Origin of the sequence: Variovorax sp. SPNA7, from assembly GCF_033807855.1 — a bacterium.
GTDB classification, from domain to species: Bacteria; Pseudomonadota; Gammaproteobacteria; order Burkholderiales; family Burkholderiaceae_C; genus Variovorax; species Variovorax beijingensis.
Genome location: NZ_CP138513.1, coordinates 1,898,955 through 1,924,718 on the forward strand (window position 1 = coordinate 1,898,955; position 25,764 = coordinate 1,924,718).

Annotated in this window: 30 protein-coding genes and 2 tRNA genes; 18 read left to right on the forward strand and 14 right to left on the reverse strand. The window is 66.0% G+C overall.

The window, feature by feature from the left end:
* Nucleotides 1-3 precede the first annotated feature (3 nt).
* From RZE77_RS08755 to earP, 4 genes are all read right to left on the reverse strand, one after another.
* The gene (locus RZE77_RS08755) at nt 4-867 is read right to left on the reverse strand and encodes an LOG family protein (protein WP_319431182.1); all 864 of its coding nucleotides are present in this window, start codon (nt 865-867) and stop codon (nt 4-6) included.
* Between the two features lie 63 nt (nt 868-930).
* Entirely contained in the window at nt 931-1,710 is a 780-nt protein-coding gene (locus tag RZE77_RS08760) for a crotonase/enoyl-CoA hydratase family protein (protein ID WP_319441515.1), read from the reverse strand.
* Between the two features lie 87 nt (nt 1,711-1,797).
* On the reverse strand, nt 1,798-2,352 hold the full coding sequence (gene efp, locus RZE77_RS08765) for an elongation factor P (protein ID WP_012746921.1): 555 nt from the start codon (nt 2,350-2,352) through the stop codon (nt 1,798-1,800).
* Nucleotides 2,353-2,541: 189 nt separating this feature from the next.
* Nucleotides 2,542-3,639: an elongation factor P maturation arginine rhamnosyltransferase EarP gene (gene earP / locus RZE77_RS08770; RefSeq protein WP_319441516.1), complete on the reverse strand. Its 1,098-nt coding sequence runs from the start codon at nt 3,637-3,639 to the stop codon at nt 2,542-2,544.
* A 143-nt stretch (nt 3,640-3,782) separates the two neighbouring features.
* Here earP and uvrC point away from each other — a divergent pair, with 143 nt between their 5' ends.
* From uvrC to RZE77_RS08785, 3 genes are read left to right on the forward strand one after another with little or no spacing between them, the layout of a single operon-like run.
* The gene (gene uvrC / locus RZE77_RS08775; protein ID WP_319441517.1) at nt 3,783-5,744 is read left to right on the forward strand and encodes an excinuclease ABC subunit UvrC; all 1,962 of its coding nucleotides are present in this window, start codon (nt 3,783-3,785) and stop codon (nt 5,742-5,744) included.
* 54 nt (nt 5,745-5,798) lie between these two features.
* Complete coding sequence (gene pgsA / locus RZE77_RS08780; protein WP_319431192.1) at nt 5,799-6,365, forward strand: CDP-diacylglycerol--glycerol-3-phosphate 3-phosphatidyltransferase; 567 nt, start codon at nt 5,799-5,801, stop codon at nt 6,363-6,365.
* A complete protein-coding gene (locus RZE77_RS08785; RefSeq protein WP_319441518.1) occupies nt 6,362-7,249 on the forward strand; it encodes a DMT family transporter in 888 nt (295 codons plus the stop codon). Before pgsA ends, RZE77_RS08785 begins: the two co-directional genes overlap by 4 nt.
* An 18-nt stretch (nt 7,250-7,267) precedes the next feature.
* Here the strand turns inward: RZE77_RS08785 and RZE77_RS08790 are convergent, their stop codons facing one another.
* The gene (locus RZE77_RS08790) at nt 7,268-8,215 is read right to left on the reverse strand and encodes a LysR substrate-binding domain-containing protein (RefSeq protein ID WP_319441519.1); all 948 of its coding nucleotides are present in this window, start codon (nt 8,213-8,215) and stop codon (nt 7,268-7,270) included.
* An 85-nt stretch (nt 8,216-8,300) separates the two neighbouring features.
* Here RZE77_RS08790 and RZE77_RS08795 point away from each other — a divergent pair, with 85 nt between their 5' ends.
* The 6 genes from RZE77_RS08795 to RZE77_RS08820 all read left to right on the forward strand — a co-directional run bounded on the left by RZE77_RS08795 (nt 8,301) and on the right by RZE77_RS08820 (nt 13,679).
* The gene (locus RZE77_RS08795; RefSeq protein WP_319441520.1) at nt 8,301-9,215 is read left to right on the forward strand and encodes an alpha/beta fold hydrolase; all 915 of its coding nucleotides are present in this window, start codon (nt 8,301-8,303) and stop codon (nt 9,213-9,215) included.
* Entirely contained in the window at nt 9,212-10,297 is a 1,086-nt protein-coding gene (locus RZE77_RS08800; RefSeq protein ID WP_319441521.1) for a tartrate dehydrogenase, read from the forward strand. The genes RZE77_RS08795 and RZE77_RS08800 overlap by 4 nt, the downstream gene beginning before the upstream one ends.
* 215 nt (nt 10,298-10,512) lie before the next feature.
* Nucleotides 10,513-10,785 (forward strand): HU family DNA-binding protein, encoded by a 273-nt coding sequence (locus RZE77_RS08805; protein ID WP_007830705.1) that lies wholly within the window; start codon nt 10,513-10,515, stop codon nt 10,783-10,785.
* Nucleotides 10,786-10,814: 29 nt separating this feature from the next.
* Nucleotides 10,815-10,890: transfer RNA gene (locus RZE77_RS08810), tRNA-Val, on the forward strand.
* A 77-nt stretch (nt 10,891-10,967) separates the two neighbouring features.
* Complete coding sequence (locus RZE77_RS08815; RefSeq protein WP_319441522.1) at nt 10,968-12,878, forward strand: SurA N-terminal domain-containing protein; 1,911 nt, start codon at nt 10,968-10,970, stop codon at nt 12,876-12,878.
* A 126-nt stretch (nt 12,879-13,004) separates the two neighbouring features.
* On the forward strand, nt 13,005-13,679 hold the full coding sequence (locus RZE77_RS08820) for a histidine phosphatase family protein (protein WP_319441523.1): 675 nt from the start codon (nt 13,005-13,007) through the stop codon (nt 13,677-13,679).
* Nucleotides 13,680-13,706: 27 nt separating this feature from the next.
* Here the strand turns inward: RZE77_RS08820 and RZE77_RS08825 are convergent, their stop codons facing one another.
* Genes RZE77_RS08825 through RZE77_RS08835 form a run of 3 tightly spaced genes read right to left on the reverse strand, consistent with a single transcriptional unit; the run spans nt 13,707 to nt 14,467 of the window.
* Nucleotides 13,707-14,039, reverse strand: a complete 333-nt coding sequence (locus RZE77_RS08825; RefSeq protein WP_319441524.1) for a hypothetical protein — start codon at nt 14,037-14,039, stop codon at nt 13,707-13,709.
* A 21-nt stretch (nt 14,040-14,060) separates the two neighbouring features.
* Complete coding sequence (locus RZE77_RS08830; RefSeq protein WP_012746934.1) at nt 14,061-14,309, reverse strand: GlsB/YeaQ/YmgE family stress response membrane protein; 249 nt, start codon at nt 14,307-14,309, stop codon at nt 14,061-14,063.
* Entirely contained in the window at nt 14,306-14,467 is a 162-nt protein-coding gene (locus RZE77_RS08835) for a hypothetical protein (RefSeq protein WP_319441525.1), read from the reverse strand. Before RZE77_RS08835 ends, RZE77_RS08830 begins: the two co-directional genes overlap by 4 nt.
* 58 nt (nt 14,468-14,525) lie before the next feature.
* Here RZE77_RS08835 and RZE77_RS08840 point away from each other — a divergent pair, with 58 nt between their 5' ends.
* The 3 genes from RZE77_RS08840 to RZE77_RS08850 all read left to right on the forward strand — a co-directional run bounded on the left by RZE77_RS08840 (nt 14,526) and on the right by RZE77_RS08850 (nt 15,918).
* Entirely contained in the window at nt 14,526-15,158 is a 633-nt protein-coding gene (locus RZE77_RS08840) for a YbhB/YbcL family Raf kinase inhibitor-like protein (protein WP_319441526.1), read from the forward strand.
* 75 nt (nt 15,159-15,233) lie between these two features.
* Nucleotides 15,234-15,309, forward strand: a tRNA-His gene (locus tag RZE77_RS08845).
* 264 nt (nt 15,310-15,573) lie between these two features.
* Complete coding sequence (locus RZE77_RS08850; RefSeq protein WP_012746936.1) at nt 15,574-15,918, forward strand: H-NS histone family protein; 345 nt, start codon at nt 15,574-15,576, stop codon at nt 15,916-15,918.
* Between the two features lie 85 nt (nt 15,919-16,003).
* On the opposite strand, the gene RZE77_RS08855 is transcribed toward RZE77_RS08850, so the two are convergent.
* Nucleotides 16,004-16,990 (reverse strand): NADPH:quinone oxidoreductase family protein, encoded by a 987-nt coding sequence (locus RZE77_RS08855; RefSeq protein ID WP_319441527.1) that lies wholly within the window; start codon nt 16,988-16,990, stop codon nt 16,004-16,006.
* Nucleotides 16,991-17,117: 127 nt separating this feature from the next.
* Between RZE77_RS08855 and surE the strand changes: the two genes are divergently transcribed.
* From surE to rlmD, 5 genes are read left to right on the forward strand one after another with little or no spacing between them, the layout of a single operon-like run.
* Nucleotides 17,118-17,876 carry a 5'/3'-nucleotidase SurE gene (surE, locus tag RZE77_RS08860; RefSeq protein ID WP_319441528.1) on the forward strand — a complete coding sequence of 253 codons (759 nt, stop codon included), beginning with the start codon at nt 17,118-17,120 and terminating at the stop codon, nt 17,874-17,876.
* A gap of 2 nt (nt 17,877-17,878) precedes the next feature.
* Complete coding sequence (locus RZE77_RS08865) at nt 17,879-18,652, forward strand: protein-L-isoaspartate(D-aspartate) O-methyltransferase (protein WP_028256149.1); 774 nt, start codon at nt 17,879-17,881, stop codon at nt 18,650-18,652.
* Between the two features lie 11 nt (nt 18,653-18,663).
* Entirely contained in the window at nt 18,664-19,557 is an 894-nt protein-coding gene (locus RZE77_RS08870) for a peptidoglycan DD-metalloendopeptidase family protein (protein ID WP_319441529.1), read from the forward strand.
* Between the two features lie 4 nt (nt 19,558-19,561).
* Entirely contained in the window at nt 19,562-20,566 is a 1,005-nt protein-coding gene (locus RZE77_RS08875) for a sigma-70 family RNA polymerase sigma factor (protein ID WP_319441530.1), read from the forward strand.
* A 53-nt stretch (nt 20,567-20,619) separates the two neighbouring features.
* Entirely contained in the window at nt 20,620-22,068 is a 1,449-nt protein-coding gene (gene rlmD, locus RZE77_RS08880) for a 23S rRNA (uracil(1939)-C(5))-methyltransferase RlmD (RefSeq protein ID WP_319441531.1), read from the forward strand.
* Nucleotides 22,069-22,128: 60 nt separating this feature from the next.
* Here the strand turns inward: rlmD and RZE77_RS08885 are convergent, their stop codons facing one another.
* On the reverse strand, nt 22,129-22,830 hold the full coding sequence (locus RZE77_RS08885) for a Bax inhibitor-1/YccA family protein (protein ID WP_319441532.1): 702 nt from the start codon (nt 22,828-22,830) through the stop codon (nt 22,129-22,131).
* Nucleotides 22,831-22,995: 165 nt separating this feature from the next.
* On the opposite strand from RZE77_RS08885, the gene RZE77_RS08890 reads away from it, so the two are divergent.
* The gene (locus RZE77_RS08890) at nt 22,996-23,403 is read left to right on the forward strand and encodes a GlcG/HbpS family heme-binding protein (protein WP_012746944.1); all 408 of its coding nucleotides are present in this window, start codon (nt 22,996-22,998) and stop codon (nt 23,401-23,403) included.
* Nucleotides 23,404-23,578: 175 nt separating this feature from the next.
* Here the strand turns inward: RZE77_RS08890 and hemP are convergent, their stop codons facing one another.
* The 4 genes from hemP to RZE77_RS08910 form a co-directional block, all read right to left on the reverse strand.
* Nucleotides 23,579-23,791, reverse strand: coding sequence for a hemin uptake protein HemP (gene hemP / locus RZE77_RS08895; RefSeq protein WP_018903010.1), 213 nt, complete (start codon nt 23,789-23,791; stop codon nt 23,579-23,581).
* 95 nt (nt 23,792-23,886) lie between these two features.
* Nucleotides 23,887-24,300, reverse strand: a complete 414-nt coding sequence (locus tag RZE77_RS08900; protein WP_319441533.1) for an ExbD/TolR family protein — start codon at nt 24,298-24,300, stop codon at nt 23,887-23,889.
* 5 nt (nt 24,301-24,305) lie between these two features.
* Nucleotides 24,306-25,022, reverse strand: a complete 717-nt coding sequence (locus RZE77_RS08905; RefSeq protein WP_319431397.1) for a MotA/TolQ/ExbB proton channel family protein — start codon at nt 25,020-25,022, stop codon at nt 24,306-24,308.
* 22 nt (nt 25,023-25,044) lie between these two features.
* Nucleotides 25,045-25,749, reverse strand: a complete 705-nt coding sequence (locus RZE77_RS08910) for an energy transducer TonB (protein ID WP_455685327.1) — start codon at nt 25,747-25,749, stop codon at nt 25,045-25,047.
* Nucleotides 25,750-25,764 lie beyond the last annotated feature (15 nt).

Sequence of the window (25,764 nt, forward strand, 5' to 3'; positions counted from 1 at the left end):
GCATCACAGCTTGTAGAAGCGCTTGATCGCATCCCAAGCATCTTCGGGCGCGTCGACGTACTCGAAGAGCTTCACGTCGGCTGGCGAGATCACGCCTTCCTCGACCAGGAAGTCGAAGTCGATCAGCTTCTTCCAGTAGGCCGAACCGAACAGCACGATCGGCACCGGCTTCGACTTGCGGGTCTGCACCAGCGTGATCACCTCGAACAGCTCGTCCAGCGTGCCGAAGCCGCCCGGAAACGCCACCAGCGCCTTCGCACGCATCATGAAGTGCATCTTGCGGATCGCGAAGTAGTGGAACTTGAAGCTCAGCGCCGGCGTGACGTAGGGGTTGGCTTCTTCTTCCATCGGCAGCGCGATGGCCAGGCCGACCGAGAGGCCGCCGCCTTCGTGCGCGCCGCGGTTGGCCGCCTGCATGATGCCGGGGCCGCCGCCGGTGCAGACAAAAAGCTTGTCCTCGGGTTCCTTGCCGTTGCTGTACTCCGCCACCAGCTTGCCGAAGGCGCGCGCCTTCTCGTAGTAGTGCGAACTGCGCGCCAGGCGGCGCCAGCGCTCGGCCGCCACGGCATCGCCGGCGGCTTCGGCCTGCGCGACCAGCGCGGCTGCTTCTTCCTCGCTGCGAAAGCGCGCGCTGCCGAACACCACCACGGTGTTCTCGATGCCGTGGGCGCGCTGCTCCAGGTCGGGTTTCATCAGCTCGAGCTGCATGCGGATGCCGCGGGTTTCGCGGCGCAGCAGGAATTCCGGATCGGCAAAGGCGAGGCGCGAGGGATCGAGATCGAGCGGAAGGCCTTTTTCGGAGTGTGCCTTGAGGGTGGCCCAGGCGTCCGCGAGGCGCTTGTCGTGAAGGTCGTGCGTGTTGTTCATGGGGGAAATCGGGCAGGAAGACTTGCAGCATTGTGCAGCGTCGGGGACGCGGTGCCCCGCGGCTCAGAAAGCGCCGTGCCGCCCCGCGCCTCGAACGAAGCGCTCGGCGCCGGCTGCGCCCTCGGCCGCGACGATCGGCACGCCGAGCCGGCCTTCCTGCCGCAGCGCATCGGCCAGCGGCAGGTTCCACTGGGCGTAGGCGGAATGCCGGTCCGCCAGCATGCAATTCTGCGGGAACGACGCGATCTCGCGCGCGAGCGCTTCGGCCGCTTGGCGGGCGCCGCCTGGCGGCACCACGCGGTTGACCAGGCCCATTGCGTGCGCCTCCTGGGCGCTCACGGCGCGCCCGGTCAGGATCAGGTCGAGCGCGCGGCCCATGCCGACGATGCGCGGCAGCCGCACCGTGCCGCCGTCAATCAGCGGCACGCCCCAGCGACGGCAGAACACGCCGAGCACGGCATCTTCCTCGGCCACGCGCAGGTCGGCCAGCAGCGCGAGCTCCAGGCCGCCGGCCACCGCATGGCCGCTGATGGCGGCGACCAGGGGTTTGGCGAGCGCCATGCGGGTCGCGCCCATCGGGCCCGTGCCGCCGCTTTCGGGGTCGAGTTCGTTGCGGCGCGCGGGGTCGCCGACCGCGCCCAGGTCGGCGCCGGCGCAAAAGGTGCCGTGCTCGCCCCAGAGCACGGCAACGCGCTGGCTTTCATCGGCTTCGAAGCTTTCGAAGGCGGCGCACAGCGCCTCGGCCATGGGCCGGTCGACTGCGTTGCGCTGCTTCGGGCGGCTCATGACGATGGTGCTGACCGGCCCATCGATGTCGGTGCGGACGCTGGCGGACGTGTTCATGGGCAAAAGGGTAAACCCATCAACGGAAAAAGGCTCCTTGCGGAGCCTTTGTCGTTTTGGTGCTGGCCAGCCAGCAGGATGCAGGGCTTAGACGCGCTTGCGGTATTCGCCGGTGCGGGTGTCGATTTCGATCTTGTCGCCTTGCGAGACGAACAGCGGCACCGGCACTTCGAAGCCGGTGGCGATCTTGGCGGGCTTGAGCACCTTGCCCGAGGTGTCGCCCTTGACGGCCGGCTCGGTCCAGGTGATTTCGCGCTCGACGCTGGTCGGCAGTTCGACCGAGATGGCCTTGCCGTCGTAGAACACCACTTCGACCGGCATGCCGTCTTCGAGGTAGTTGAGCGCGTCGCCCATGTTCTCGGCTTCGACTTCGTACTGGTTGTACTCGGTGTCCATGCAGACGTACATCGGGTCGGCGAAGTAGGAGTAGGTGCACTCCTTCTTGTCGAGCACGATCTGGTCGATCTTGTCGTCGGCCTTGAAGACCACTTCGGTGTTGAAGTTGGCGATCAGGCTCTTGAGCTTCATGCGCACGGTGGCGGAGTTGCGGCCGCCGCGGCTGTATTCGGTCTTGAGGACGACCATCGGGTCCTTGCCGTGCATGATGACGTTGCCGGCGCGGATTTCTTGAGCGATTTTCATATCAGGTTCTCTGGATGTTGGCCGCTCGGTGCGCGGAGCCATCGGCGACGTTTGCAATGTGGTTTGCAAGGTCTTGCCGGCGTGTCTTGCCGGCCTCATTGGCCCCACGGTACATGTCCCGCGGCAGGTTTGGCGGAGAGCATCTCGGATCTGTGTAAATCCGGGCCGAAATCCGCAAAGCCCGCTATTTTAGCTTTTTCCGGCGACCAGATGCCGTAATTGAGTGACCAAGTCCTCTTGCGCGCACAGCCTATCGCGGGCGGCCCGCACGGTTTCACGCCATGGGCCGTGTGTTTCGAGAGGGGGCAGCGGGTTGCTGTCGAACCCGTTCCAGGCATGGTGGCACTGCCGCAGCGACGGCGGGGCGCCCAGCCAGTCGAGCCAGGCGCCGAGCTTGACGTGGTGCGCGTCGTCGTCCTGCGGGTAGATCTGCCAGACCAGCGGGGCGCCAGCCCACAGGCCCCGCACGAGCGAATCCTCGCCGCGCACGAAATTCAGGTCGCAGGCCCACAGGAGATGGTCGAAATCAGTCTGGGTGAGATAGGGCAGGTATGAAATTGATAGCGCGCCGAATCCCGAGAGCCCCTGGTCCGGCTGTTTCCTGTCGGCAAAGAATGCCCTGACCGCATGCGCGGCGCGGCCCGAGGTGACCAGGAGCCGCGTGGGCTGCGAACCTGCTGCCAGTTGCTCGAGCAGGGTCGCCAGCGCCGGGGGCTCGTAGCAGAACAGCGACACCAGGCGTTCGCCATCGCGCCAGGGAATTTCCTGCGCCGCCAGCCACTGCGCGCGGTCGAAGCATGCTCTTCGCTCCAGCAGGCCGGGCTCCCGCAGCAGCCCCCCCGTGGCGGGGGTGAAGCCCGGATAGAAAAAGCGCTTCGTCAATCCCGTGCCGGGCCCCTTGAACACGGGCGAGGGCAGGCCGTGCAGGCGTTCGACATACGGCTCGGCCGACAGGTATTCGAGATTGATCCACGCCCGGCCCGGCCCGCCCGGGGTCTGCGGCTCGGCAAAACGCGCGATCAGTTCGGGCGCCGGCTCGCAGCCGAAGGCCTCGACCAGCACATCGGGCGGAGGGGCTGCCACGGCTTGCCGGATGGCGGCGGGCTCGAGCCAGTCGATCACGCTCACGCCTTCGCAGCCTGTGGGGGCCATCCAGTGCAGCGCCGTGGCGTCGTCGATCCACAGGCGCACGCGCTCGCCGAGCGCCGCCAGTTGGGTGGCCAGCCGCCAGCACACGCCGAGGTCGCCGTGGTTGTCGATGACCCTGCAGAAAATGTCCCATTGCATGGGCGCCAGTGTGCCCGTCTTCGGCGGGGTGAGGCAGTGGTGCCTGCCTGGAAGGCAGGGCCAGCCATGCAGGGAATGCGCGCTCGGCAACGGCAAGACCATGGTGCGCAGCCGCACCCTCCGTGCGCGCCACAATAGCCGCCATGTCAGACGTGCATTCCGATCAATTGCTCAGCGAAGTCGCGGCCCTGCCGCAGCTGCCGGGTGTCTACCGCTATTTCGACGCGGCCGGCGCGGTGCTCTACGTGGGCAAGGCGCGCAACCTCAAGAAGCGGGTTGCCAACTATTTCCAGAAGAGCCATGGCGGCACGCGCATCGGCCACATGATCAGCAAGATCGCGCGCATGGAGACCACCGTGGTGCGCTCCGAGGCCGAGGCGCTGCTGCTCGAGAACAATCTCATCAAGACGCTCAAGCCGCGCTACAACATCCTGTTCCGCGACGACAAGAGCTACCCCTACCTGAAGATCGCCTCGCACGAGTTTCCGCGCCTGGCCTATTACCGCGGCGCGGTCGACAAGAAGCACCGCTACTTCGGGCCCTACCCGAGCGCCTGGGCGGTGAAGGAGTCGATCCAGCTGCTGCAGAAGGTCTTCAAGCTGCGCACCTGCGAAGACACGGTGTACGCCAACCGCACGCGGCCCTGCCTGCTGTACCAGATCAAGCGCTGCACCGGCCCCTGCGTGGGCTACATCTCGCCCGAGGCCTATGCGCAGGACGTGGCCAGCGCCGAAGCCTTTTTGATGGGCGACACCCAGCTTGTGCTCTCGAAGCTCGAGGCGCGCATGACCGAGCACGCCGAGAAGCTCGAGTTCGAACAGGCGGCCGAGCTGCGCAACCAGATGTCGGCGATCTCGCGGGTGCTGCACCAGCAGTCGATCGAGATCGCCTCGGACAAGGACGTCGACATCCTCGCCGTCAAGGTGCAGGGCGGCAAGGCCTGCGTGAACCTGGCGATGGTGCGCGGCGGCCGGCACCTGGGCGACCGCGCCTATTTCCCGGTGCATGTGGAAGACGCCGCGCAAATCCACCATGGCGAACTCGATGCGGAAGAGGGCGCAGTGCCCGCCGCGGCCGATCCGATCGAGGTGCAGGTGCTCGAGGCCTTCATTGCCCAGCACTACATCGACGTGCCCGTGCCCGCCACGCTGGTGCTGAGCCACCTGGTGAGCCGCGAGCTGATCGAGGCGATCTCGCAGCAGGCCGGCGTGCGCGTGACGGCGGTGTTCCAGCCGCGCGAGCAGCGCCGGCACTGGCTCGAGATGGCCGAGACCAACGCCGGCCTGCAACTGGCCCGGCTGCTGGCGGAAGAAGGTTCGCAGCAGGCGCGCACCCGAGCGCTGGCCGATGCGCTCGAGCTCGCGCCCGACGACCTCGACAACTTCCGCATCGAATGCTTCGACATCTCGCACACCGCGGGCGAGGCCACGCAGGCTTCGTGCGTGGTGTTCGAGCACCACACGATGCAGAACCGCGAATACCGCCGCTACAACATCGAGGGCATCACGCCCGGCGACGACTACGCCGCGATGCGCCAAGTGCTGCACCGCCGCTACGGCAAGCTGGCCGAGGCCATGGCGGCCGAGACCGATGCGCCGCCCATGGGCGATGCCGGCGGCGCCGGCAGCGATGCGCCCGCCAGGACGAAAGCCGCACGCATGCCCGACCTGGTGCTGGTCGACGGCGGCAAGGGCCAGGTGTCGATGGCGCGCGAGGTGTTCAGCGAACTGGGCCTGGCGCTGTCGCTCATCGTGGGTGTCGAAAAAGGCGAGGGGCGCAAGGTCGGCCTGGAGGAGCTGGTGTTCGCCGATGGCCGCGAGAAGGTCTACCTGGGCAAGGACTCCGCGGCGCTGATGCTGGTGGCGCAGATCCGCGACGAGGCCCACCGCTTCGCCATCACCGGCATGCGCGCCAAGCGCGCGAAGGTGCGCGTGGGCGGCAGCCAGCTCGAGGACATTCCGGGCATCGGACCGAAGCGCCGCGCGCGCCTGCTGCAGCGCTTTGGCGGAATCCGCGGCGTGGCGGCGGCCAGCGTCGAAGACATCGCATCGGTCGAAGGCATTGCCACCGACCTGGCCGAGGAAATCTATCGCGCATTGCATTGAGGCCGATTGCCCCGGCTTTCGCTTCCGCCTCTCGCGCATGACACAATCGCCCGCATGTTCTGGACCCTCCCGACCATCATGACCTGGACGCGCATCGTCGCGATTCCATTGATCGTTGGTGTGTTCTACCTGCCGATGGCCGAGCCGATGCGCAACCTGATTGCCACGGTCATGTTCATCGTCTTCGCGGCCACAGACTGGCTCGACGGCTACCTGGCGCGCAAGCTGAACCAGACCTCGGCCTTCGGTGCCTTCCTCGATCCGGTGGCCGACAAGTTCCTCGTGTGCGCCGCGCTGCTGGTGCTGGTGCACCTGCAGCGGGCCGACGTGTTCGTGGCGCTGATCATCATCGGCCGCGAGATCGCCATCTCGGCGCTGCGCGAATGGATGGCGCGAATCGGCGCCGGCAAGAGCGTGGCGGTCCACATGATCGGCAAGGTCAAGACGACCGTGCAGATGATCGCGATTCCCTTCCTGCTCTATGACGGGCTTCTGTTCAAGGTCATCGACACGGGCCTCTGGGGCCAGTGGCTGATCTGGATCTCGGCGGTGCTCACCGTGTGGTCGATGGTCTATTACCTGCAGAAGGCCATTCCCGAGATCCGGGCCCACAGCAAATGACGATGGCGGCCACGGCACGCGGCTCGGGGTGGCTGCGGGCCATGCCGGCGGTCTTCGTGCTGATCTGGAGCACGGGCTTCATCGTTGCGCGCTATGGCATGCCCTATGCGCCGCCGCTCAAGTTCCTGGCCGTGCGTTTTGCGCTCTCTCTCGTGTGCTTCGGCATCTGGGTCGCGCTCGCGCGGGTCGCCTGGCCGAAGGAGCGCGCGCAGTGGGGGCACCTGGCGGTCACCGGCGTCCTGATGCAGGCGGGCTACCTGGGCGGCGTCTGGGCGGCGGTGCATGCGGGCATGGGTGCGGGGCTGGTGGCACTGCTGGTCGGCATCCAGCCGGTGCTGACCGCTGTCTGGCTGTCGTTCAATGGCGGGCGCATTTCGCAGCGCCAATGGGCCGGGCTGGTGCTCGGCTTTGCGGGCCTGGTGCTCGTGGTATCGCGCAAGTTCGGCCAGGGCAGCGAGGTCAGCGCGTTGACGATGGGGCTTGCCGTGATGGCGCTCCTTTCGATCACGGCGGGCACGCTGTACCAGAAGCGCTTCGTCGCGCCCTGCGACGTGCGCAGCGCGAGCGCCGTGCAGATGGCGGCGGCGCTCGTCGTGTGTCTGCCCTTTGCGGCGATGGAATCGCAGGGCATCGAATGGAATGCGTACTCGACCGGCGCCATGGCCTGGTCGGTGCTGGTGTTGTCGCTCGGCGGCAGCTCGCTGCTCTACATGCTGATCCAGCGCGGCACGGCCACCGCCGTCACGAGCCTGCTCTACCTGGTGCCGCCGTGCACGGCGGTGATGGCCTGGCTGCTGTTCGCCGAGCCGATCACCCTGGTGACCTTGCTGGGCATCGGGCTCACCGCCGCGGGTGTGAGCCTGGTGGTGCGCAGCGAGCGCTGAGCCGCCTTTGCCTTTTCTTCAGCGCGGCGACCCGGCCTTGCCGGGTTTCCAGGGCTCGCCGCGGAACTGTTCCGCCAGGTGGTCGAGCAGCAGCCGCACGCGGCGCGGCGTCTTGGGGCGCCAGGGCGCGATCCAGTGGATGTCGGCATCGGGCATGGCGTAGTGGGGCAGCACGCGCACCAGCTCGCCGGAAGCCAGCTGCGGCGCGATGTCCCACAGGCTGCGCAGCATGATGCCGTGGCCGGCCAGGCACCAGTCGCGCACCATCTCGCCCGAATTGCTCGTCAGCGGACCCTGGACGCGCACGCGCGCCGTGCTGCCGTCGCGCGCATGGCGCAGGGTCCACAGCGCGAACTGGTGCTGGTTGACCTCGCCGTTCTCGCGCGCCACCAGGCAGTCGTGCGCCGCCAGCGCATCGACCGTGGCCGGCATGCCGCGCTGCTTTATATATGCAGGAGACGCGGCGAGCACACGCTGGTTGCGCGCAATGCGGCGCGTGACCCAATCGGCCGCGCGGCGCTGCTGCACGGCCCAGAGCCAGAGCGCGCCGTCATAGCCTTCGGCGCCAAGGTCGGGCAGCCGCTCGGTCAGCAGCAACTCGACCTGCAGCCCGGGATGGCGCGCCTGAAAGCTGGCCAGGGCAGGGCCGAGCCAGCGCCGCCCGAAGCCGAAGGTCGCAGCCAGCCGGATGGTGCCGACCAGTTCGTTCTGCCGCTCGCCGAGCTCGCTTTCGAGCGCCGCAAAACCTTCGAGCAGCGCCCTGGCATGCAGGCAGACGGCTTCGCCCTCGGCCGTCACGCTGAGCCGGCGCGTGGTGCGTTCGAACAGCCGCTGGCCCAGCCTTGCCTCGAGCGCACCGAGCCGCTTGGTCACGACCGAGGGCACCACGTCGAGCGTGGCGGAAGCGCCCGCCAGGCTTCCCTGGTCGCGGATGGCCAGCACCAGTTCGAGATCGCCTCGGTCCATCGACAATGGATTCATGCCATATTGGAAAGTATGAATTGGTCGATTGTTGCTTGATGATCGATGGAGCGCAACGCACAATCGCCGCGTGACTGCTTCTCTCTTCGACTTTCCGACATTCGACATCGAGCGCGACGGCGTGCGCGTGCATGGCCGCATCGGCGGGCGCGGCGCGCCCCTGCTGCTGCTGCACGGGCATCCGCAGACGCACCTGATCTGGCATCGCGTGGCGCCCGCGCTCGCCGAGCAATTCACGGTGGTGGCGGTGGACCTGCGCGGCTATGGCGATTCAGGCCGCCCTGCGGACGATGCCGACCACATGGTCTACAGCAAGCGCGAAATGGCGCTCGATGCACTCGCCGCCATGCGCCATCACGGCTTCGAGCGCTTCGGCGTGCTCGCGCACGATCGCGGCGCGCGCGTCGCGCACCGGCTGGCCGCCGACCATGCGGCGGCCGTCGACCGCATGCTGCTGCTGGACATCGCGCCCACGTTCTCGATGTACGAGAACACCACCGAGGCCTTTGCGCGTGCCTACTGGCACTGGTTCTTCCTGATCCAGCCGCCGCCGCTCCCTGAGGCGCTGATCGCCTCCGATCCGGTGCGCTACGTGCGCAGCGTGATGGGTGGCCGCCATGCGGGACTCGCGCCCTTCGCGCCCGAGGTGCTGGCCGAATACGAGCGCTGCGCGGCCGTTCCGGGCACGGCCGAATCCATCTGCGGCGACTACCGCGCGTCCGCCACCATCGATCTGGTGCACGACCGCGCCGACATCGCCGCCGGCCGCAAGCTTGCGCAGCCGCTGCGCGTGCTCTGGGGCGAGCACGGCGCGGTGGGCCGCTGCTTCGACGTGCTCTCGCTCTGGCGCGAATGCGCCGCCCAGGTTTCGGGCCGCGCCTTGCCCTGCGGCCACTACGTACCGGAGGAAGCCCCGGGCGAACTGCTCGCCGAGGCGCTCCAGTTCTTCACTTCCCCTCTCCAGCAAGAAGGAACCAGACCATGACCACCCACAGAATCGCAGTCATCGCCGGCGACGGCATCGGCAAGGAAACCATGCCCGAAGGCCTGCGCGTGGTCGATGCCGCGGCGCGCAAGTTCGGCATCGACCTGAAGTTCGACCACTTCGACTTTTCGAGCTGGGACTACTGCGAGAAGCACGGCAAGATGCTGCCCGACAACTGGAAGGACCAGATCGGCGGCCATGACGCTATCTACTTCGGTGCGGTCGGCTGGCCCGAGAAGATTGCCGACCATGTGTCGCTCTGGGGCTCGCTGCTCCTGTTCCGCCGCGAGTTCGACCAGTACATCAACCTGCGCCCCGCACGCCTGATGCCCGGCATCACGGCCCCCGTGGTGCGTCGCGACGGCACGCCGCGCGAGCCCGGCGAGATCGACATGTACATCGTGCGCGAGAACACCGAAGGCGAGTACTCGAGCATCGGCGGTCGCATGTACGAAGGCACGCCGCGCGAGATCGTGGTGCAGGAAACCGTGATGTCGCGCGTGGGCGTCGACCGCGTGCTCAAGTTCGCCTTCGAGCTTGCGCAATCGCGTCCCAAGAAGCACCTGACCAGCGCGACCAAGTCGAACGGCATCTCCATCACCATGCCGTACTGGGACGAGCGCGTGGCCGAAATGGCAAAGAACTATGCGGGCGTGAAGCTCGACAAGTTCCACATCGACATCCTCACGGCCCACTTCGTGCAGCGGCCCGACTTCTTCGACGTGGTCGTGGCCAGCAACCTGTTCGGCGACATCCTGTCCGACCTGGGCCCTGCGTGCACCGGCACCATCGGCATTGCGCCCAGCGCCAATCTCAACCCCGAGCGCACCACGCCCTCGCTGTTCGAGCCGGTACACGGCTCGGCACCTGACATCGCGGGCAAGGGCATTGCCAACCCCATCGGACAGATCTGGTGCGGCGCGATGATGCTCGAGTTCCTGGGCCACAAGAAGGCGCACGACGCGATCCTCGCCACCATCGAAAAGGTGCTCGCGCCCCAAAGCGGAGCGCCGCGCACGCCCGACATCGGCGGCAAGGCGAAGACCAGCGACCTTGGCAAGGCCATTGCCGAGGCCCTTTGAAATTCGACTTCACGAAACGCCCCTAAAATCGCGCGCTCCGCTGTTCTGCACGGCCTCGTGTCGTATTGACACCCTGCAGACCAGTGGTTGTAATCCTCGCTGGCAGCGCGCTGCCGAGGCGTCAGTCCTGCCAGGCTTGTCGAGCCGCGTCATTTCGCGGCCAGCTCGCAGCTGACGAAAGCCGACCAACTTTATTTCTTCTACAAGGGGCCCTTGTGAACAAGACCGAACTGATTGAGCACATCGCAAAGAACGCCGATATTTCCAAGGCAGCCGCTACCCGCGCGCTGGAATCCACCATCGGCGCCATTCGTACCACGCTCAAAAAAGGCGGCTCGGTGTCGCTGGTCGGTTTCGGCACTTTCGCAGTCGGTAAAAGGGCCGCTCGCACCGGTCGCAATCCACGCACCGGCGACGCGATTAAAATCAAGGCCGCCAAGATTCCGAAGTTCCGTCCGGGCAAGGCGTTGAAAGACGCGCTGAACTAAGACGTAGACTACGGAGAGTATTCCCGGTGGGGTGCTTAGCTCAGCTGGTAGAGCGGCGCCCTTACAAGGCGTAGGTCGGGGGTTCGAGCCCCTCAGCACCCACCACCACCCGATGCAAAGGCGAACACAGGTTCGCCTTTTTTATTGCCGTCCCGACATCCGTCGCAAAAGAGTGTTCAAGCATGTTTGATTTCTTCCGCAAGTACAACAAGATCGTCATGATTTTCTTGTTCTTGCTGATCATTCCCTCGTTCGTCCTCTTTGGCGTGGAGCGCTATCAGGGCTCCGGCGGCGAAGAGAAGGTTGCGCGGGTCGATGGCCAGGCCATCACCCGGCCCGAGTGGGATGCACAGCATCGCATCGAGACCGACCGCATCCGCCAGCAATCGCCCAACGTCGATCCGACGCTGCTCGAATCCGACGTGATGCGCTATGCCACGCTGGAGCGGATGGTGCGCGATCGCGTGCTGGCCGCGGCGGCGGCCAAGTCGAACGTGACGATCTCCGAAGAGCGGCTGTCGCGGATCTTTGCGCAGGACGCGGGTCTTGCGGCATTCCGCACGCCGGACGGCAAGTTCGACCGCGAGAGCTTCCAGCGCGTCACGGGCCGCACGCCGGAGCAGTACGAGGCGTCGATGCGCGCCGAGCTGGCCACGCAGCAGATGCTGCTGGGCATCTCGGGCACGGCCTTCACGCCGCCCGCGCTGGCTGCGGCAACCATCAGCGCCTTCTACGACCGCCGCGAGATCCAGGTCGCGCGCTTCAGCCCCGAGAGCTTCGCGTCGAAGGTGACCGTGAGCGATGCCGACGTCGAGACCTACTACAAGGACCATGCGGCCCAGTTCCAGGCGCCCGAGCAGGCCAGCATCGAATACCTCGTGCTCGACCTGGAAGCCGCGAAGAAGAACATCTCGGTCAACGAGGCCGACCTCAAGACCTACTACGAGCAGAACACGGCACGCTTCGGCACCAAGGAAGAGCGCCGCGCGAGCCACATCCTGATCACTGCGCCGGCCAGCGCATCGGCAGCCGACCGCGCCAAGGCCAAGGCCAAGGCGGAGCAGCTGCTCGCCGAAGTGAAGAAGGCGCCCGCCACCTTCGCCGACGTCGCGCGCAAGAATTCGCAGGATCCCGGATCGGCGGAGAAGGGCGGCGATCTCGACTTCGTGACCCGCGGCGCGATGGTCAAGCCTTTCGAAGACGCGCTCTTCGCGCTCAAGAAGGGCGACATCAGCGACGTGGTCGAAACCGAGTTCGGCTATCACATCATTCGCCTCGCCGACATCAAGCCGGCCGTGGTGCCGCCTTTCGAGCAGGTGCGCGCCACCATCGAGAACGAAGTCCGCGCGCAGCAGGCCACGCAGGAATTCGCGAAGGCCGCGGAAACCTTCACCGATGCGGTCTACCAGCAGTCCGACAGCCTCAAGCCCGCGGCAGAAAAGCTGAAGCTCACGATCCAGACGGCAAGCAACGTCGCGCGCACCCCGGCACCGGGTGCCACCGGCGTGCTGGCGAACCGCAATTTCCTGAGCGCGCTGTTCGCGGCCGATTCGCTGGACCGCAAGCAGAACACCGAAGCCATCGACGCCGGCTCCAACCAACTCGCGGCGGGCCGCGTGACGCAGTACACGCCTGCGCATCCGATGCCCCTGGCCGAAGTCAAGGACAAGATCCGCGCGCAGCTGATCACCGAGCGCGCTGCGGTCATGGCCAAGGCCGAGGGCGAAGCCAAGCTCGCCGCCTGGACCGCGAAGGCCGACGGCGCCACCTTTGGCGCACCGGTCACGGTTTCGCGCCGCGAAGTGCAAGCCCAGCCCATCGCCGTCATCGATGCCGCGCTGCGCGCCGACGCATCCAAGCTGCCCGCGCTGGTGGGCGTGGACCTGGGCACGCAAGGCTATGCGGTGGTTCGCGTGACCAAGGTGGTTCCGCGCACGCCGTCGGCGCCCGAGCAAACGCAGCAGGAGAACGCACAGGTCGGCCAGTCGGTGACCGCGGCGGAAGAACTCGCGTACTACAACCTGCTGAAGGAACGCTTCAAGGCCGAGATCATCGTGCCGAAGCCGGCGGAGACGCTGCCGGTGGCCCGCTGACCTGGGCCCGCTGAACCGCGGCATGATGCACGCCGTGTCGCGTCCGGGTCAGCAGCCGGGGCGCGACCGCGCATTTCGTCGCACGTGGGACAAGCGCAAGGTGCGCTTGTCGCCAGAATCCCGTGCATGGGAACCCTCTATCTCGTGCGCCACGGCCAAGCCAGTTTCGGCGCTGCCGACTATGACAACCTGAGCGAACTCGGGCACAGGCAGTCCGTGCGCCTCGGCGAGTACTGGCGGGAGCGCGGCATGCATTTCGATGCCGTGATCACCGGCACCCTGAAGCGCCATCGCCAGACCTGGGAAGGCATTGCCGAGGGGCTCGCGCTGAAGCGCGACGATGTGCTTCCGTGGCCCGGGCTCAACGAGTACGACAGCGAAGCGGTCATTGCCACCATTCACGAAGGCAAGCTCGAGAAGCCCGATTCGCCCGAGATGTACCGGCACCACTTCCGCCTCTTGCGCGATGGCCTCGGCGCCTGGATGCAGGGCCGGACCCAGCCGGTCGGCATGCCGAGCTATGTCGACTTCCTGGCGGGCGTGACGACGGCCCTCGACCATGTGCGCGACCGCCACCACGGCGCCAAGGTGCTGGTGGTGTCGAGCGGCGGACCGATCAGCACGGCGGTCGGCCATGTGCTGGGTACGAGCCCTGAAACGACGATCGAACTGAACTTGCGCATCCGGAACACTGCGGTGACGGAGTTTGCCTTCACGCCCAAACGGCACATGCTCGTCACCTACAACACGCTGCCGCACCTGGACGCTGCGGCTTTCGAGAACTGGATCACCTACGCCTGAGGTCCCGGCGCAGGAGAGCGATCGGCCTCAGGCCTGCCAGACGCCGTAGCCGCTCTTGCGCAGCGCGATGCCGAGCTCGACCTCCATCGAGCACGCATCCTCGTAGCTCATCGGGTTGTAGCGTTCGTAGAGGGCGGGCAGCAGCCTGAGGCCGAAGGCCTGGACGAAGCTGTTGGCCTGTATGCCGGCCTTGTGCTTGTCGAAGCGGATGTCCGGGTCGAGCCCAGTCATTCCGACGTAGACGAAGGGCTTGCCGAACTGGTAGTTTGGATTGGCGCGCCTGAACCGGCCATGGTTCCAGACGCGGTCATCGAGTTCGACCACATAGACGTGGTGCCTCGCCCGTGGCTTGCGCGGCATCGATCCGCACTGCCGGCCGAATCAGCTCTTGCGCTTGATCAGGCCGTACAGGATCAGCAGCACGATCGCGCCGAGTACCGACGCAATGAAGCCCGCACCCTGGCCCGCGGTGTACCAGCCGAGTGCCTGGCCGACATAGGTCACGATCAAGGAACCTGCCACGCCGATCAGCGTGGTCACGATGAAGCCGGCGGAATCGTCGCCCGGCTTGACGGCCCGCGCCACGAGACCCACGATGAACCCGATCAGGATGGTCCAGACGATGCTCATGAAGAAATTCCTTTGGCGGTGAAGTGGAAAGTGAAGGTCGCGGCAAAAAGCGCGAACCGTCGAAGCAAGCGGCGCTCATGATAGCGGAGCAAGGCCATCGCCGAAGCCGGCCGAATCACATCGGGCTCGAGTCCGAGAACTTTGGCGCAGACGGCCATGTCGCGGTTGCTGCTGCGTCCTACAGGGTGCGTTGCGGCGCAGCGCTATACCGGGACCATGCTGGAAAAACTGCCTGAAGTCATCGGCCACGCGCTGCACGGGATGCGCGCGGGCCTGGACAAGATCGTCTTCAATACGCTGGGCATGCGGCAGGGCATGGCGTCGATCGCTTTGAGCAGCGTTGCTTTCGCGGACCACGCGCCCTTGCCGCCGCGCTATACGGCCGATGGGGAGGGCCTGTCGCCGCCGCTGCAGTGGGCCGGACTTCCGGCGGGCACCGAATCGCTGGTGCTGGTGGTCGAGGATGCCGATTCACCCACGCCGAACCCGCTCGTGCATGCCATCGTCGTCGGGCTGCAGCCGAACGAAGGCAAGCTCGACGAGGCCGCCATCCCGAGCCGGGACAACGCCGGCGCTGCCGGTTTGCGCGTGGGGCGCAACTCCGGGCTGCAGGCCGCCTGGCTGCCTCCCGATCCGCCGCCGGGACACGGCGCGCACCGTTACGCCTTTCAGCTGTTTGCGCTCGACGACACGCCCGCGTTTTCCGCGGCGCCGGGGCGGGACGAGGTGTTCGATGCGCTGCGGGAGCACGCGCTCGCGAGCGGCCTGCTGATCGGCACCTGCGAAAGGCCGGACGCCTCGATCAAGATCAAGAAGACGGCCCCGGCCGGCCCCCTTGCCACCGGCTGAGAAGAATTTCAGGCTGGTTCGCATGCCCCTGTGGCGAAAACCGGGGTTTTTGCCGCTACAATTGAAGGCTCTGCGGTGGCTGTAGCTCAGCTGGTAGAGTCCCAGATTGTGATTCTGGTCGTCGTGGGTTCGAGTCCCATCAGCCACCCCAAAATACCTTTCCCGACTGCTATTGCGCAATAGCGTCCACGGGAACACAGCGCCGGGCCAGCCCCGGCGTTGTCATTTCCGGCTCCCGCGGCCGGCGCAGCCCCTCTTCCTTTGGCTTGATAAAAAGCGTCCAAACCGGTGCGCGCTCCATTGTGCGCTGCGGCAAACCTGGCGCAGGGCCTTCAAATTTCCCGCAACCGCCCGCTTGTAATAAATTGGAATTGAATTAAAATCCGCCCCGTTTCCAATTTTCAGGAGTCCAACAATGGCTTCGACCCTTGCCGATATCAATTCCCAGATCAAGAAGTACGACGAGCAGATTGCGCAATTGCGCAAGCAGGCCGAAGACCTTCGCAACCAAGAGCGCGCGGGCGTGATTGAAGATGTGCGCCGGAAGATTGCTGAATACGGCCTGACCGCGTCGGACCTGAAACTCAGTGCACGCGGTGGCTCGGTCAAGCGCAGCGCAGGGGTTCCCGCGGTCAAGGCAGCAGCCAAATACCGTGGGCCGACCGGCGAAACCTGGTCTGGCGGCCGCGGCCGCAAGCCGCGTTGGGTGACTGAAGCACTGGCCGCGGGCAAGTCGCTTTCCGAGTTCGAGATCAAGTAGGCGCCCGAGAAGGCCACAGGCCAATAAAAAAGCCCGCATCTGCGGGCTTTTTTATTGGGTGCGAATCCGGGCAAACCCGCAGCGCTCAGTTCACCATCACGAGTTTTCCTTTGACGCCGCGCGATCCCATGTGGGCATAGGCAGCTTTCAATTGTGACATCTGCATCGTGCTGTCGATCACGGGCTTGATCTTTCCCTGTCCGTACCAGTGCGCCAATTCGGCCATCATTTGTGCATTGGCCTTGGGCTCGCGCTTGGCGAAATCGCCCCAGAACACGCCGACCAGGGAAGCGCCTTTCAACAGCGTGAGGTTCAATGGCAGCGATGGAATCGGCCCAGAGGCAAAGCCGACCACCAAATAGCGTCCGCGCCACGCAATCGAGCGAAATGCAGGCTCGGCGAAATCACCGCCCACCGGGTCGTAAATGACATCGGGGCCTTTGCCGTCGGTCACGGCCTTGATGGCATCGCGAAAGCCGCCTGGAAGCGCATGCGTGGTGTAGTTGATGGTGGCGTCGGCACCAATGGAGCGGCAGAGTTCGCATTTCTCGTCCGTAGAAGCTGCTGCAATCACTTTTGCGCCCGCTGCCTTTGCGATTTGTATGGCGGCGGTGCCCACGCCGCCCGCTGCACCGAGCACGAGCACGGTTTCACCGGCCTTGAGCTGTGCGCGGTCCATCAGCGCATGCCACGAGGTGGCGTAGATCATGATGAACGCCGCCGCGTCGACATGGCCAAAGCCTTCGGGCAGCGGCATGCACAGCGCCGCCGGCGCCAGCGTGTGGGTTGCGAAGCCGCCAGTGCCCGACAGGCAGGCCACGTTCTGGCCGACCTTCAGGTGGGTGACGCCTTCGCCCACCGCCTGGACGACGCCGGCGTATTCCGATCCGGGCACGAACGGCAGCGGCGGCTTGATCTGGTATTTGTTCTGCACGATCAGCAGGTCGGGGAAGTTGAGGCTGGCCGCCCTGATCTCGATCAGCACCTGGCCCGGACCCGGCGCCGGCGTCGGCAGTTCCTTCCAGGTCAGCGCATCGACGCCGGTGGGGTTTTCGCAAAGCCATGCGTGCATGCTCGGGTCTCCTTTGAATCAGTCGTGTATGGGCAAGAATGCGAGGCGATGATAGGGGCCGCGGCAGGGCGCCGTTGTCCCTGCTGCGACGCACGCGGCGCCTACAATCCGGGCACTGAAAAGCACCATGAAGATACTTATTTCCAACGACGATGGCTTTCAGGCGCCGGGCATCGTCGCATTGCACGACGCATTGAAAGACATCGCGGACGTCGAGGTGGTTGCACCCGAGCACAACAACAGCGCCAAGTCGAATGCCCTCACGCTGGCGGCGCCGCTCTATGTGCACAAGGCGCACAACGGGTTTCGCTACGTGACGGGCACGCCGGCCGATTGCGTCCACATCGCGCTCAAGGGGCTGCTCGACTACCGGCCCGACCTGGTGGTTTCCGGCATCAACAACGGCGCCAACATGGGCGACGACACCATCTATTCCGGCACCGTGGGTGCCGCCATGGAGGCCTATCTGTTCGGCATCCCGGCCATCGCGTTCTCGCAGATCGAGAAGGGCTGGGCGCACGTCGATGCGGCCGCGCAGGTGGCCCGGAGGCTGGTGCAGCAGATCGAGCGCGAGCGCATGCTGGACGGCGGCGCCTTCCTGCTCAACGTGAACGTTCCGAACCGGCCGCTCGAAGAGCTCAAGCCGATCCAGGTTTGCCGGCTGGGCCGCCGCCATGCCGCGGAGAAGGTCATCACGCAGGAAAGCCCGCGGGGCGAGACGATGTACTGGATTGCAGGTGCCGGAGGCGCCAAGGACAGCGGCGAAGGCACCGACTTCCATGCCACCGCCGCCGGCCACATTGCATTGACGCCGCTGCAGGTCGACCTGACCGACCATGCCGACCTGGGCCAATGGCGCGAGACGGTTGCCCGTCTCGGTAATTGAGCATGGCCACGCAACGGCCTGGATTCCCGGTTCGCCTGACACCCACCGCCTCGGCCGCCACGCGCGGGCGCCTGCCAGCCGTGCCTGCCAAGCCGATGGTGCCGGCCACGCCATCGATGGCCTCCGACGCCGTGCGCGCGCGCATGGTGCAGAAGCTCGCCGCCCAGGGTATTGCCGATGCGCGCGTGCTGCGCGCGCTGAGCGCTGTCGAGCGCCATCGCTTCGTCGACAGCGCGCTCGTCAACCAGGCGTATGAAGACACGAGCCTGCCCATCGGGCTGGGCCAGACCATCTCCAAGCCGAGCGTGGTGGCCCGCATGATCGAACTCCTGCTGGGCGCGCCCGCACTCGCCGGCAAGCCGCAGGACCGTCTCGGCCGCGTGCTGGAAATCGGCACCGGCTGCGGCTACCAGGCCGCGGTGCTGAACCACGTGGCCACGGAGGTCTACAGCATCGAGCGCCTGCGCGGACTGCACGAGCGCGCGCGCGCCAACCTGCGGCACTTCCGGCTGGCCACGGTCCATCTGATGCTGGGCGACGGCATGGTCGGCTATGCGAAGGGTGCGCCCTATGCCGGCATCATCGCCGCGGCAGGCGGCGAAGCGGTGCCGCAGGCCTGGATCGAACAACTCGCCGTCGGCGGGCGCATCGTGGCGCCCACGCATTCGGCAGGCGGCGGGCAGGCGCTCGTCGTCATCGATAAAACCGCCCGTGGACTCGAGCGCCGCATTCTTGAGGCGGTTCACTTTGTCCCCCTAAAATCGGGCATCGCTTGAAGGAACAACAAATGCAGGGTTTTGGCAATCGGAGTTGGTGCGCTGGTATCACGTTGGCCGTTGTGCTCGTGATCGCGGGCTGCGCCGCACCGCGAGGGCCGGCACCGGTCGAAGACCGCGGCACGATGACGCGTGCGCCCAATGCGGCACCCGGTGGCCCGCTCATCACCACCGATGCCTCGGGCAAGCCGCTTCCAGGCATCGAGAACTACGGCAAGCCGGGCTATTACGCAGTGCGGCCCGGCGACACGATTCGCCGCATCGGAAACGAAACCGGCCAGAGCTGGCAGAACATCGTTCGCTGGAACAATCTTGAAAATCCCGACCTGATCGAAGTCGGACAGGTGCTGCGCGTGGTGCCGCCGGTGGGACCGGCCACCTCTGTCGCAACCGCACCTGCGCCTTCTTCCGAGGGCGTGGTGACCAGGCCTGTCGCGCCGCCGTCGGCGGTGGTGCCTGCGGCGCCCGCCAGTGCCGCGGTCGGCAAGCCGCCGGTCACGGCGTCGCCGTCGGCGCCCGCAGCAAGCTCGGGCGACGAAGACCTCGGCTGGATCTGGCCTGCGCACGGCACGCTGCTCGCGGGGTTCGACGACGCCAAGAACAAGGGCTTCGACATCGGCGGCAAGGCGGGCGATGCTGTCGTCGCGGCCGCCGACGGCCGGGTGGTCTATGCCGGTGCAGGTTTGCGCGGCTATGGCAACCTGATCATCCTGAAGCACAACAACACCTATCTCACGGCCTACGCGCACAACCAGACGCTGCTCGTGAAGGAAGACCAGTCGGTGCAAAAGGGCCAGAAGATCGCCGAGATGGGCAACAGCGACGCCGACCGCGTCAAGCTGCATTTCGAAATCCGCCGCCAGGGCAAGCCCGTCGACCCGGCGCGCTACTTGCCGAGCCGGTGATGCCATGGCCGCTTCCAGCCCCCGTCGCGCACTGCCCGTGCGTCGGCCGGTGGGCCGGGGCCGGGCAGTAGAGAAGAACGGCCGGCAGGCCTCGCCTGCGAAGCCTGCTGCACTTGCTGCAGACCTGATTGCCGCAACCGAATCGCCCGGCGGCGAGGGCGCCGATGCCCTGACGATCTACCTGCGCCAGGTGCGGCGCACCGAACTCTTCACGCCCGAAGAGGAATACCAGGCCGCATGCGCCGCACGCGCCGGCGACTTTGCAGCGCGGCAATCGATGATCGAGCACAACCTGAGGCTGGTTGTGAACATCGCCAAGGCCTATCTGGGCCGCGGCGTACCGCTTTCCGATCTCGTCGAGGAAGGCAACCTCGGCCTGATGCACGCCATCACCAAGTTCGAACCCGAACGGGGCTTTCGCTTTTCCACTTATGCGACCTGGTGGATCCGCCAGTCGGTCGAGCGCGCAGTGATGACCCAGGCCCGTGCGATCCGCCTGCCGGTGCATGTGGTGCGTGAACTGCAGCAGGTGCTGCGGGCCCGCCGCACGCTCGAAAGCGATGCCGAGTTCCTGGCGCATCGGCCCGATGGCGTGCGCGTGGAGGATGTCGCCTCATTTCTGGGGCTGGAGGTGCAGGCGGTCGCGGAACTGCTGGCGCTGGCCGAGGCGCCGCGCTCGCTCGATGCCGGCGACGCGCACGGAGACGAAGGCTTCACCCTGGCCGACACCGTGGCGTCCGAGGATGGCCAGGGCGATCCGACCGACGTCACGCACACCCACGAGGTCGCGCGCTTGCTCGATCAATGGGTCCACGCCCTCGATGCGCGCGAGCGCGAGGTGCTGGAGGGCCGCTACGGCCTGCACGACCGCGAGCCAGAGACGCTCGAGGTGCTGAGCGTGCGCCTCGGGCTGACGCGCGAGCGCGTGAGGCAGATCCAGAACGAGGCGCTGGCCAAGATGCGGCGCCAGCTGATCCGTTCCGGCGTGGGGCGCGACGCCTTGTTCTAGCAGGGCTTTGCCGTGGCCGCCGAGGGCCGGGCCGGCGCTGAGACAATCGGGGGATGACGGAATCCATCGAAGAAAAGAAAGTCCCCGCGAAAACCCCGGCCACCGCGGCGGGCGAATGGCTCAAGGTCGAGTCGCTCGACCTCGACGCGCAAGGCGTGGCGCACAACGCCGAGGGCATGGTCGTGTTCATCGAGGGCGCCCTGCCTTTCGAGGAAGTGCAGTTCAACGTTCATCGCCGCAAGAACAACTGGGAGCAGGGCACGGTCACGGCGATCCGGCGCGAATCGTCGCAGCGGGTTCGTCCCGGCTGCCCGCATTTCGGTTTGCACACCGGTGCGTGCGGTGGCTGCAAGATGCAGCACCTGGACGAGGCGGCGCAGGTTGCGGTGAAGCAGCGCGCGCTCGAGGACAACCTGTGGCACCTCGGCAAGGTGCGGCCCGAGAGCGTGCTGCGGCCGCTGGAAGGGCCGGCCTGGCACTACCGCTACCGCGCGCGGCTCTCGGTGCGCCATGTGGTCAAGAAAGGCACCGTGCTGATCGGCTTTCACGAGCGCAAGAGCCGGTATCTCGCCGACATGCAGGTCTGCCCGGTGCTGCCGAAGCAGGTCAGCGACATGCTGATGCCGCTGCGCGCCTTGATCGGTTCGATGGACGCCCGCGAAACCTGCCCGCAGATCGAACTCGCCTGCGGCGATGCGCCCGGCACCACCTCGCTCGGCACGATCGCATTGGTGCTGAGGCACCTGGAGCCGCTCTCCAATGCGGACATCGGCCGCCTGAAGGCTTTTGCGGCGCAGAACGCCGGCGTCCAGTGGTGGCTGCAGGCCAAGGGGCCGGACACGGTGAAGCTGCTGGAGGAGGGCGGCATGCCGCTGTCCTACGAGCTGCCCCAGTTCGGTGTGATGATGCCGTTCAAGCCCACCGATTTCACACAGGTCAACCCGCACATCAACCGCGCCCTGGTGGGGAAGGCGCTGCGCCTTCTCGACGTGCAGGCGCACGAGCGCGTGATCGACTGGTTCTGCGGCCTCGGCAACTTCACCCTGCCGCTGGCCAGCCGTGCGCGCGAGGTCCTGGGCATCGAGGGCAGCGACACCCTGGTCGCGCGCGCGAGCGACAACTTCAGGAAGAACCAGCCCGCCACCTCCGCCAGGCGGGCGCTGTCGGCAACCCGGTTCGTGGCCCGCAACCTCTTCGAAATGACTCCCGCCATGCTGGTGGCCGACGGCAGCGCCGACAAATGGCTGGTCGACCCGCCGCGCGAGGGCGCCTTCGCGCTGGCCAAGGCCATGGCCGACCTGCACCTGCAGCCCGAGCTGCGAACCGATGGCTGGACGCCGCCCAGGCGCATCGTCTACGTGAGCTGCAATCCGTCCACCCTGGCGCGGGACGCCGGCCTGCTGGTGCACCAGGCCGGCTACCGCTGCACGTTCGCGGGGGTGATCAACATGTTTCCGCACACGGCGCACGTCGAGTCGATTGCGGTGTTCGACCTGGCATGAAAAAAGGGCCCCTCGGGGCCCTTTTTCATTGGCGCATGCGGCGCCTCGTTCGTTGTTCGCTCAGTCGCGTTCGCCGCCCGCGAGGCCCAGCAGGGCCAGCAGGCTCTGGAACACGTTGAACAGGTCCAGGTAGAGCGCGAGCGTGGCGCTGATGTAGTTGGTCTCGCCGCCATCCATGATCTGCTTCAGGTCATACAGCATGAAGGCCGAGAAGATGCCGATGGCCGCCACCGAGATGGCCATCATGCCGGCGCTCGAGCCGACGAAGACGTTGATGATGGCACCCACCATCAGCACCAGGGCGCCGACGAAGAGCCACTTGCCCATGCCGGACAGATCGCGCTTGATCACGGTGGCCAGCGAAGCCATCACGAAGAAAACGCCGGCAGTGCCGCCGAACGCGGTCATGATGAGCTCGGAGCCGTTCTTGAAGCCCAGCACCATCGCGATCAGCCGCGACAGCATCAGGCCCATGAAGAAGGTGAAGGCCAGCAGCACCGGCACGCCGGCGGCCGAGTTCTTGGTTTTCTCGATGGCGAACATGAAGCCGAAGGCGCCGCCGAGAAAGACGATGAGGCCCAGCCCGCCCGTGAGCGAACTGGTAATGCCGGTGGCGACGCCGAGCCAGGCGCCCAGCACGGTAGGCAGCAGGCTCAGCGCGAGCAGCCAGTAGGTGTTGCGCAGGACGCGTTGGCGCTCAGCCTGCGGCAGCGCCTGGCCGTAGCCGGCGGAAGTGTCGAGGGTGGTAACGCGGTCGTTCATGGCCGTAGCTCCTTTGGTTGCTGCAATGACGCAGTTGGGCGCATTCTAGGGGTCTGCAAGAGGGGGGCGGCACAAAGACCGTATGGACGATGGTCCTAAGCGCCGCGGCGCTCCCGGGCCGGTTGGCCGTTATGCTGTCGGGTTTTACGCAACCTGATTCTCACCATGAAGACCAAGTCCTTCCTCGAACTCGCCGATGTCAAGGCCATTGCCGCGGCTGCCGAAGCCGAGGCCCTCAAGAACAACTGGGCCGTGACCATCGCCATCTCCGACGATGCCGGCAACCTGCTGTGGCTCCAGCGCCTCGATGGCGCCGCGGCACTGTCGTCCCACATCGCACCCGCCAAGGCGCACACCGCAGCCATGGGGCGCCGCGAGAGCAAGGTCTACGAGGACATCATCAACGGCGGCCGCAGCGCGTTTCTCACGGCGCCCGCCGTGCAGGGCCTGCTGGAGGGCGGCGTGCCCATCGTGAAGGACGGCCAGGTGATCGGCGCCGTCGGCGTGAGCGGCGTGAAGTCGAACGAGGATGCCCAGATTGCCAAGGCGGGCATTGCAGCCCTCGGTCTTTGAGCATTCGACGCACCAAAGCAAAACGCCGACTTCGAGTCGGCGTTTTTTTTGGATGTCCAGCGTGAAAAAAAGCTTGGCTAGTCGGCGAACCGTTGGCTAGCAAAAAACGACCCTCGGAGATGAATCTCCTCAAGTCGCCCCACGATGAAACTTGCGCGAAGGGCGGGCTGACGGCTTACTTGGTAAGGATCAGCTTGCCGAGTTTGGTGGCCTGGAGCCGATAGAGGGAGCCGTTGTGCATGATGCCCACGGTCTTGCTTCCCTTGAGAAGCTCCGTGCTTTCGACCATCGGCGCCGGACGCGGTGCCTGGATGGACGCATGTCCGCCGCCCGATTGGTCGAGCGAAGGATGGCTCAGAACAGAAAAGGCGTTCGGCTTGGCTTGCATCTAAATTCCCCTTATCGAAGCGATGAGTGAATGATAATGATTCGCAATAAAAAGTCAATCGCCGCGATCAACTTTTTTTAGGCTCATTCAGTGACTTACTTCGCGTCGGGCTCGGTAATGAAGCCGATCTTGCGCACGCCAGCCTCGCGGGCGGCCGACATTGCCTTGGCCACGCGCTCGTAGCGGACTTCCTTGTCGCCGCGGATGTGCAGCTCGGGCTGCGGGTTCTTGGCGGCTTCGGCGGCAAGGCGGGCGGGCAGATCGGCATCTTCGATCTTCTGTTCGTTCCAGTAGTAGTCGCCCTGGGCAGCAATGCTGAACAGGATGTTCTCCGGCTTGGCCTGCTCGGGTTCGCTGGTGGCGCGCGGCAGGTCGATGTTGACTGCGTGCTTCATCACCGGCACGGTGATGATGAAGATGATCAGGAGCACCAGCATGACGTCTACCAGCGGCGTCATGTTGATCTCGTTCATCACCTCATCGGGTTCGTCCTGGGTTCCGAAAGCCATGATGCTCAGCCCTTCTTGAGCGGAACCACGATGGCGTCGCCGCCGCCGCTTTGCACGCGCGCGCCCGTCACGAAGTAGGCGTGCAGGTCATGGGCAAAGCTGTTGAGCTTGGTCAGAACAAACTTGTTGCCACGCACCAGTGCGTTGTAGCCCAGCACCGCCGGAATGGCCACCGCAAGGCCCAGCGCCGTCATGATCAGTGCTTCGCCGATCGGGCCGGCGACCTTGTCGATGGTGGCCTGGCCGGCCGAGCCGATGCTCATGAGCGCGTGGTAGATGCCCCAGACGGTGCCGAACAGACCGATGAACGGCGCCGTCGAACCGACCGATGCCAGGATGGCGAGGCCGGTCTGAAGGCGCGCGGTGAACGCATCGATGCCGTTGCGCAGCGAACGCGTGATCCAATCGCTCACGTCCAGTGCGTCGTGCAGATGGGCCTTCGTGTTGCGATGGTGCGCAGCCGCTTCGCGGCCTTCGAGCGCCAGCGCGCGGAACGGGTTGCTGTCGTCCTTGCCGAGCTTGTTGAGCGCGGTTGCGAAGTCTTCGCTGTGCCAGAAGTCCTGCGAATGCCTGGCAAGGCGCTTGTATTTGATGACGTCGAGCGCCTTGACGATGATCACGATCCACGACGCAAGCGACATGCCGATCAACAGCAGCGCGACGGCCTTGGTGACGAAATCGCCCTGGTTCCAGACGTTCATCAAGCCGAATTGGGAATCCATACGAAGTTGCTCCAGAGAAAGATTAGTTCAGTTTGAATGAGAAGGGGGCCCGCAGCAGGTAGGTCGTCTGTGCGTTGCCTCCCGTTTGCCTGAAGGGCGTGACCTGGGCGGTGCGGGCGGCGCTGAGCGCCGCTTCGTCCAGGCGTTCGAATCCGCTGGACTTGAAGAGTTCGACGCGCTTGGCGAAGCCTTCGCTGTCGAAATAGATCGAGACGACGGTGGTGCCCGATTCGCCCAGGCGCCTGCTCATGCTGGGATACACGAGCCTGGGCTCCCTGACGTAGCGCGTCTGGCCTTCCGAGATTTCGATCGTCCGTGGTGCGGGCGGTGCCGGCGGCGGGGGCGGAGGAGCGGGCGGCGTGGGAGCGGGCGCCTCCGCAACGGGCGTGGGAGGCGGAGGCTCTGGCACGCCGACCGGCGCACGAGGCGCGGGTGTCGGCTTCGGCTCGCGGATGGCCACGGGGCGAGGCGGGGGCTTGACGGCCTCGGGCTTGCGCTGCGGAGGCGGCGGCGGCGGGGGAGGAGGCGGTTCGGCCGGCTTGGGCGGCTCGACGAACTGGCTCAGGATTTCGACGGGAATCACCACTTCGGCAGCGCGGCGCAGCAGGCCGCTTTGCAGCGCCCACAGCGCGGCTGCATGAAACAGGATCACGCCTCCGGCAATGAGTGCATTGCGCGAGAGGCCCAGAACGGAGGGAGGGGGGGCAAAGCGGTCAGACACGATCAACCAATTCGAATGCGG

Coding starts and splice junctions, on each gene's coding strand:
- RZE77_RS08755 (WP_319431182.1), bottom strand. CDS start 867: ATGAACAACACGCACGACCTTCACGACAAGCGCCTCGCGGACGCCTGG.
- RZE77_RS08760 (WP_319441515.1), bottom strand. CDS start 1,710: ATGAACACGTCCGCCAGCGTCCGCACCGACATCGATGGGCCGGTCAGC.
- efp (WP_012746921.1), bottom strand. CDS start 2,352: ATGAAAATCGCTCAAGAAATCCGCGCCGGCAACGTCATCATGCACGGC.
- earP (WP_319441516.1), bottom strand. CDS start 3,639: ATGCAATGGGACATTTTCTGCAGGGTCATCGACAACCACGGCGACCTC.
- uvrC (WP_319441517.1), top strand. CDS start 3,783: ATGTCAGACGTGCATTCCGATCAATTGCTCAGCGAAGTCGCGGCCCTG.
- pgsA (WP_319431192.1), top strand. CDS start 5,799: ATGTTCTGGACCCTCCCGACCATCATGACCTGGACGCGCATCGTCGCG.
- RZE77_RS08785 (WP_319441518.1), top strand. CDS start 6,362: ATGACGATGGCGGCCACGGCACGCGGCTCGGGGTGGCTGCGGGCCATG.
- RZE77_RS08790 (WP_319441519.1), bottom strand. CDS start 8,215: ATGGACCGAGGCGATCTCGAACTGGTGCTGGCCATCCGCGACCAGGGA.
- RZE77_RS08800 (WP_319441521.1), top strand. CDS start 9,212: ATGACCACCCACAGAATCGCAGTCATCGCCGGCGACGGCATCGGCAAG.
- RZE77_RS08815 (WP_319441522.1), top strand. CDS start 10,968: ATGTTTGATTTCTTCCGCAAGTACAACAAGATCGTCATGATTTTCTTG.
- RZE77_RS08820 (WP_319441523.1), top strand. CDS start 13,005: ATGGGAACCCTCTATCTCGTGCGCCACGGCCAAGCCAGTTTCGGCGCT.
- RZE77_RS08825 (WP_319441524.1), bottom strand. CDS start 14,039: ATGCCGCGCAAGCCACGGGCGAGGCACCACGTCTATGTGGTCGAACTC.
- RZE77_RS08830 (WP_012746934.1), bottom strand. CDS start 14,309: ATGAGCATCGTCTGGACCATCCTGATCGGGTTCATCGTGGGTCTCGTG.
- RZE77_RS08835 (WP_319441525.1), bottom strand. CDS start 14,467: ATGGCCGTCTGCGCCAAAGTTCTCGGACTCGAGCCCGATGTGATTCGG.
- RZE77_RS08840 (WP_319441526.1), top strand. CDS start 14,526: ATGCTGGAAAAACTGCCTGAAGTCATCGGCCACGCGCTGCACGGGATG.
- RZE77_RS08850 (WP_012746936.1), top strand. CDS start 15,574: ATGGCTTCGACCCTTGCCGATATCAATTCCCAGATCAAGAAGTACGAC.
- RZE77_RS08855 (WP_319441527.1), bottom strand. CDS start 16,990: ATGCACGCATGGCTTTGCGAAAACCCCACCGGCGTCGATGCGCTGACC.
- surE (WP_319441528.1), top strand. CDS start 17,118: ATGAAGATACTTATTTCCAACGACGATGGCTTTCAGGCGCCGGGCATC.
- RZE77_RS08865 (WP_028256149.1), top strand. CDS start 17,879: ATGGCCACGCAACGGCCTGGATTCCCGGTTCGCCTGACACCCACCGCC.
- RZE77_RS08870 (WP_319441529.1), top strand. CDS start 18,664: ATGCAGGGTTTTGGCAATCGGAGTTGGTGCGCTGGTATCACGTTGGCC.
- RZE77_RS08875 (WP_319441530.1), top strand. CDS start 19,562: ATGGCCGCTTCCAGCCCCCGTCGCGCACTGCCCGTGCGTCGGCCGGTG.
- rlmD (WP_319441531.1), top strand. CDS start 20,620: ATGACGGAATCCATCGAAGAAAAGAAAGTCCCCGCGAAAACCCCGGCC.
- RZE77_RS08885 (WP_319441532.1), bottom strand. CDS start 22,830: ATGAACGACCGCGTTACCACCCTCGACACTTCCGCCGGCTACGGCCAG.
- RZE77_RS08890 (WP_012746944.1), top strand. CDS start 22,996: ATGAAGACCAAGTCCTTCCTCGAACTCGCCGATGTCAAGGCCATTGCC.
- hemP (WP_018903010.1), bottom strand. CDS start 23,791: ATGCAAGCCAAGCCGAACGCCTTTTCTGTTCTGAGCCATCCTTCGCTC.
- RZE77_RS08900 (WP_319441533.1), bottom strand. CDS start 24,300: ATGGCTTTCGGAACCCAGGACGAACCCGATGAGGTGATGAACGAGATC.
- RZE77_RS08905 (WP_319431397.1), bottom strand. CDS start 25,022: ATGGATTCCCAATTCGGCTTGATGAACGTCTGGAACCAGGGCGATTTC.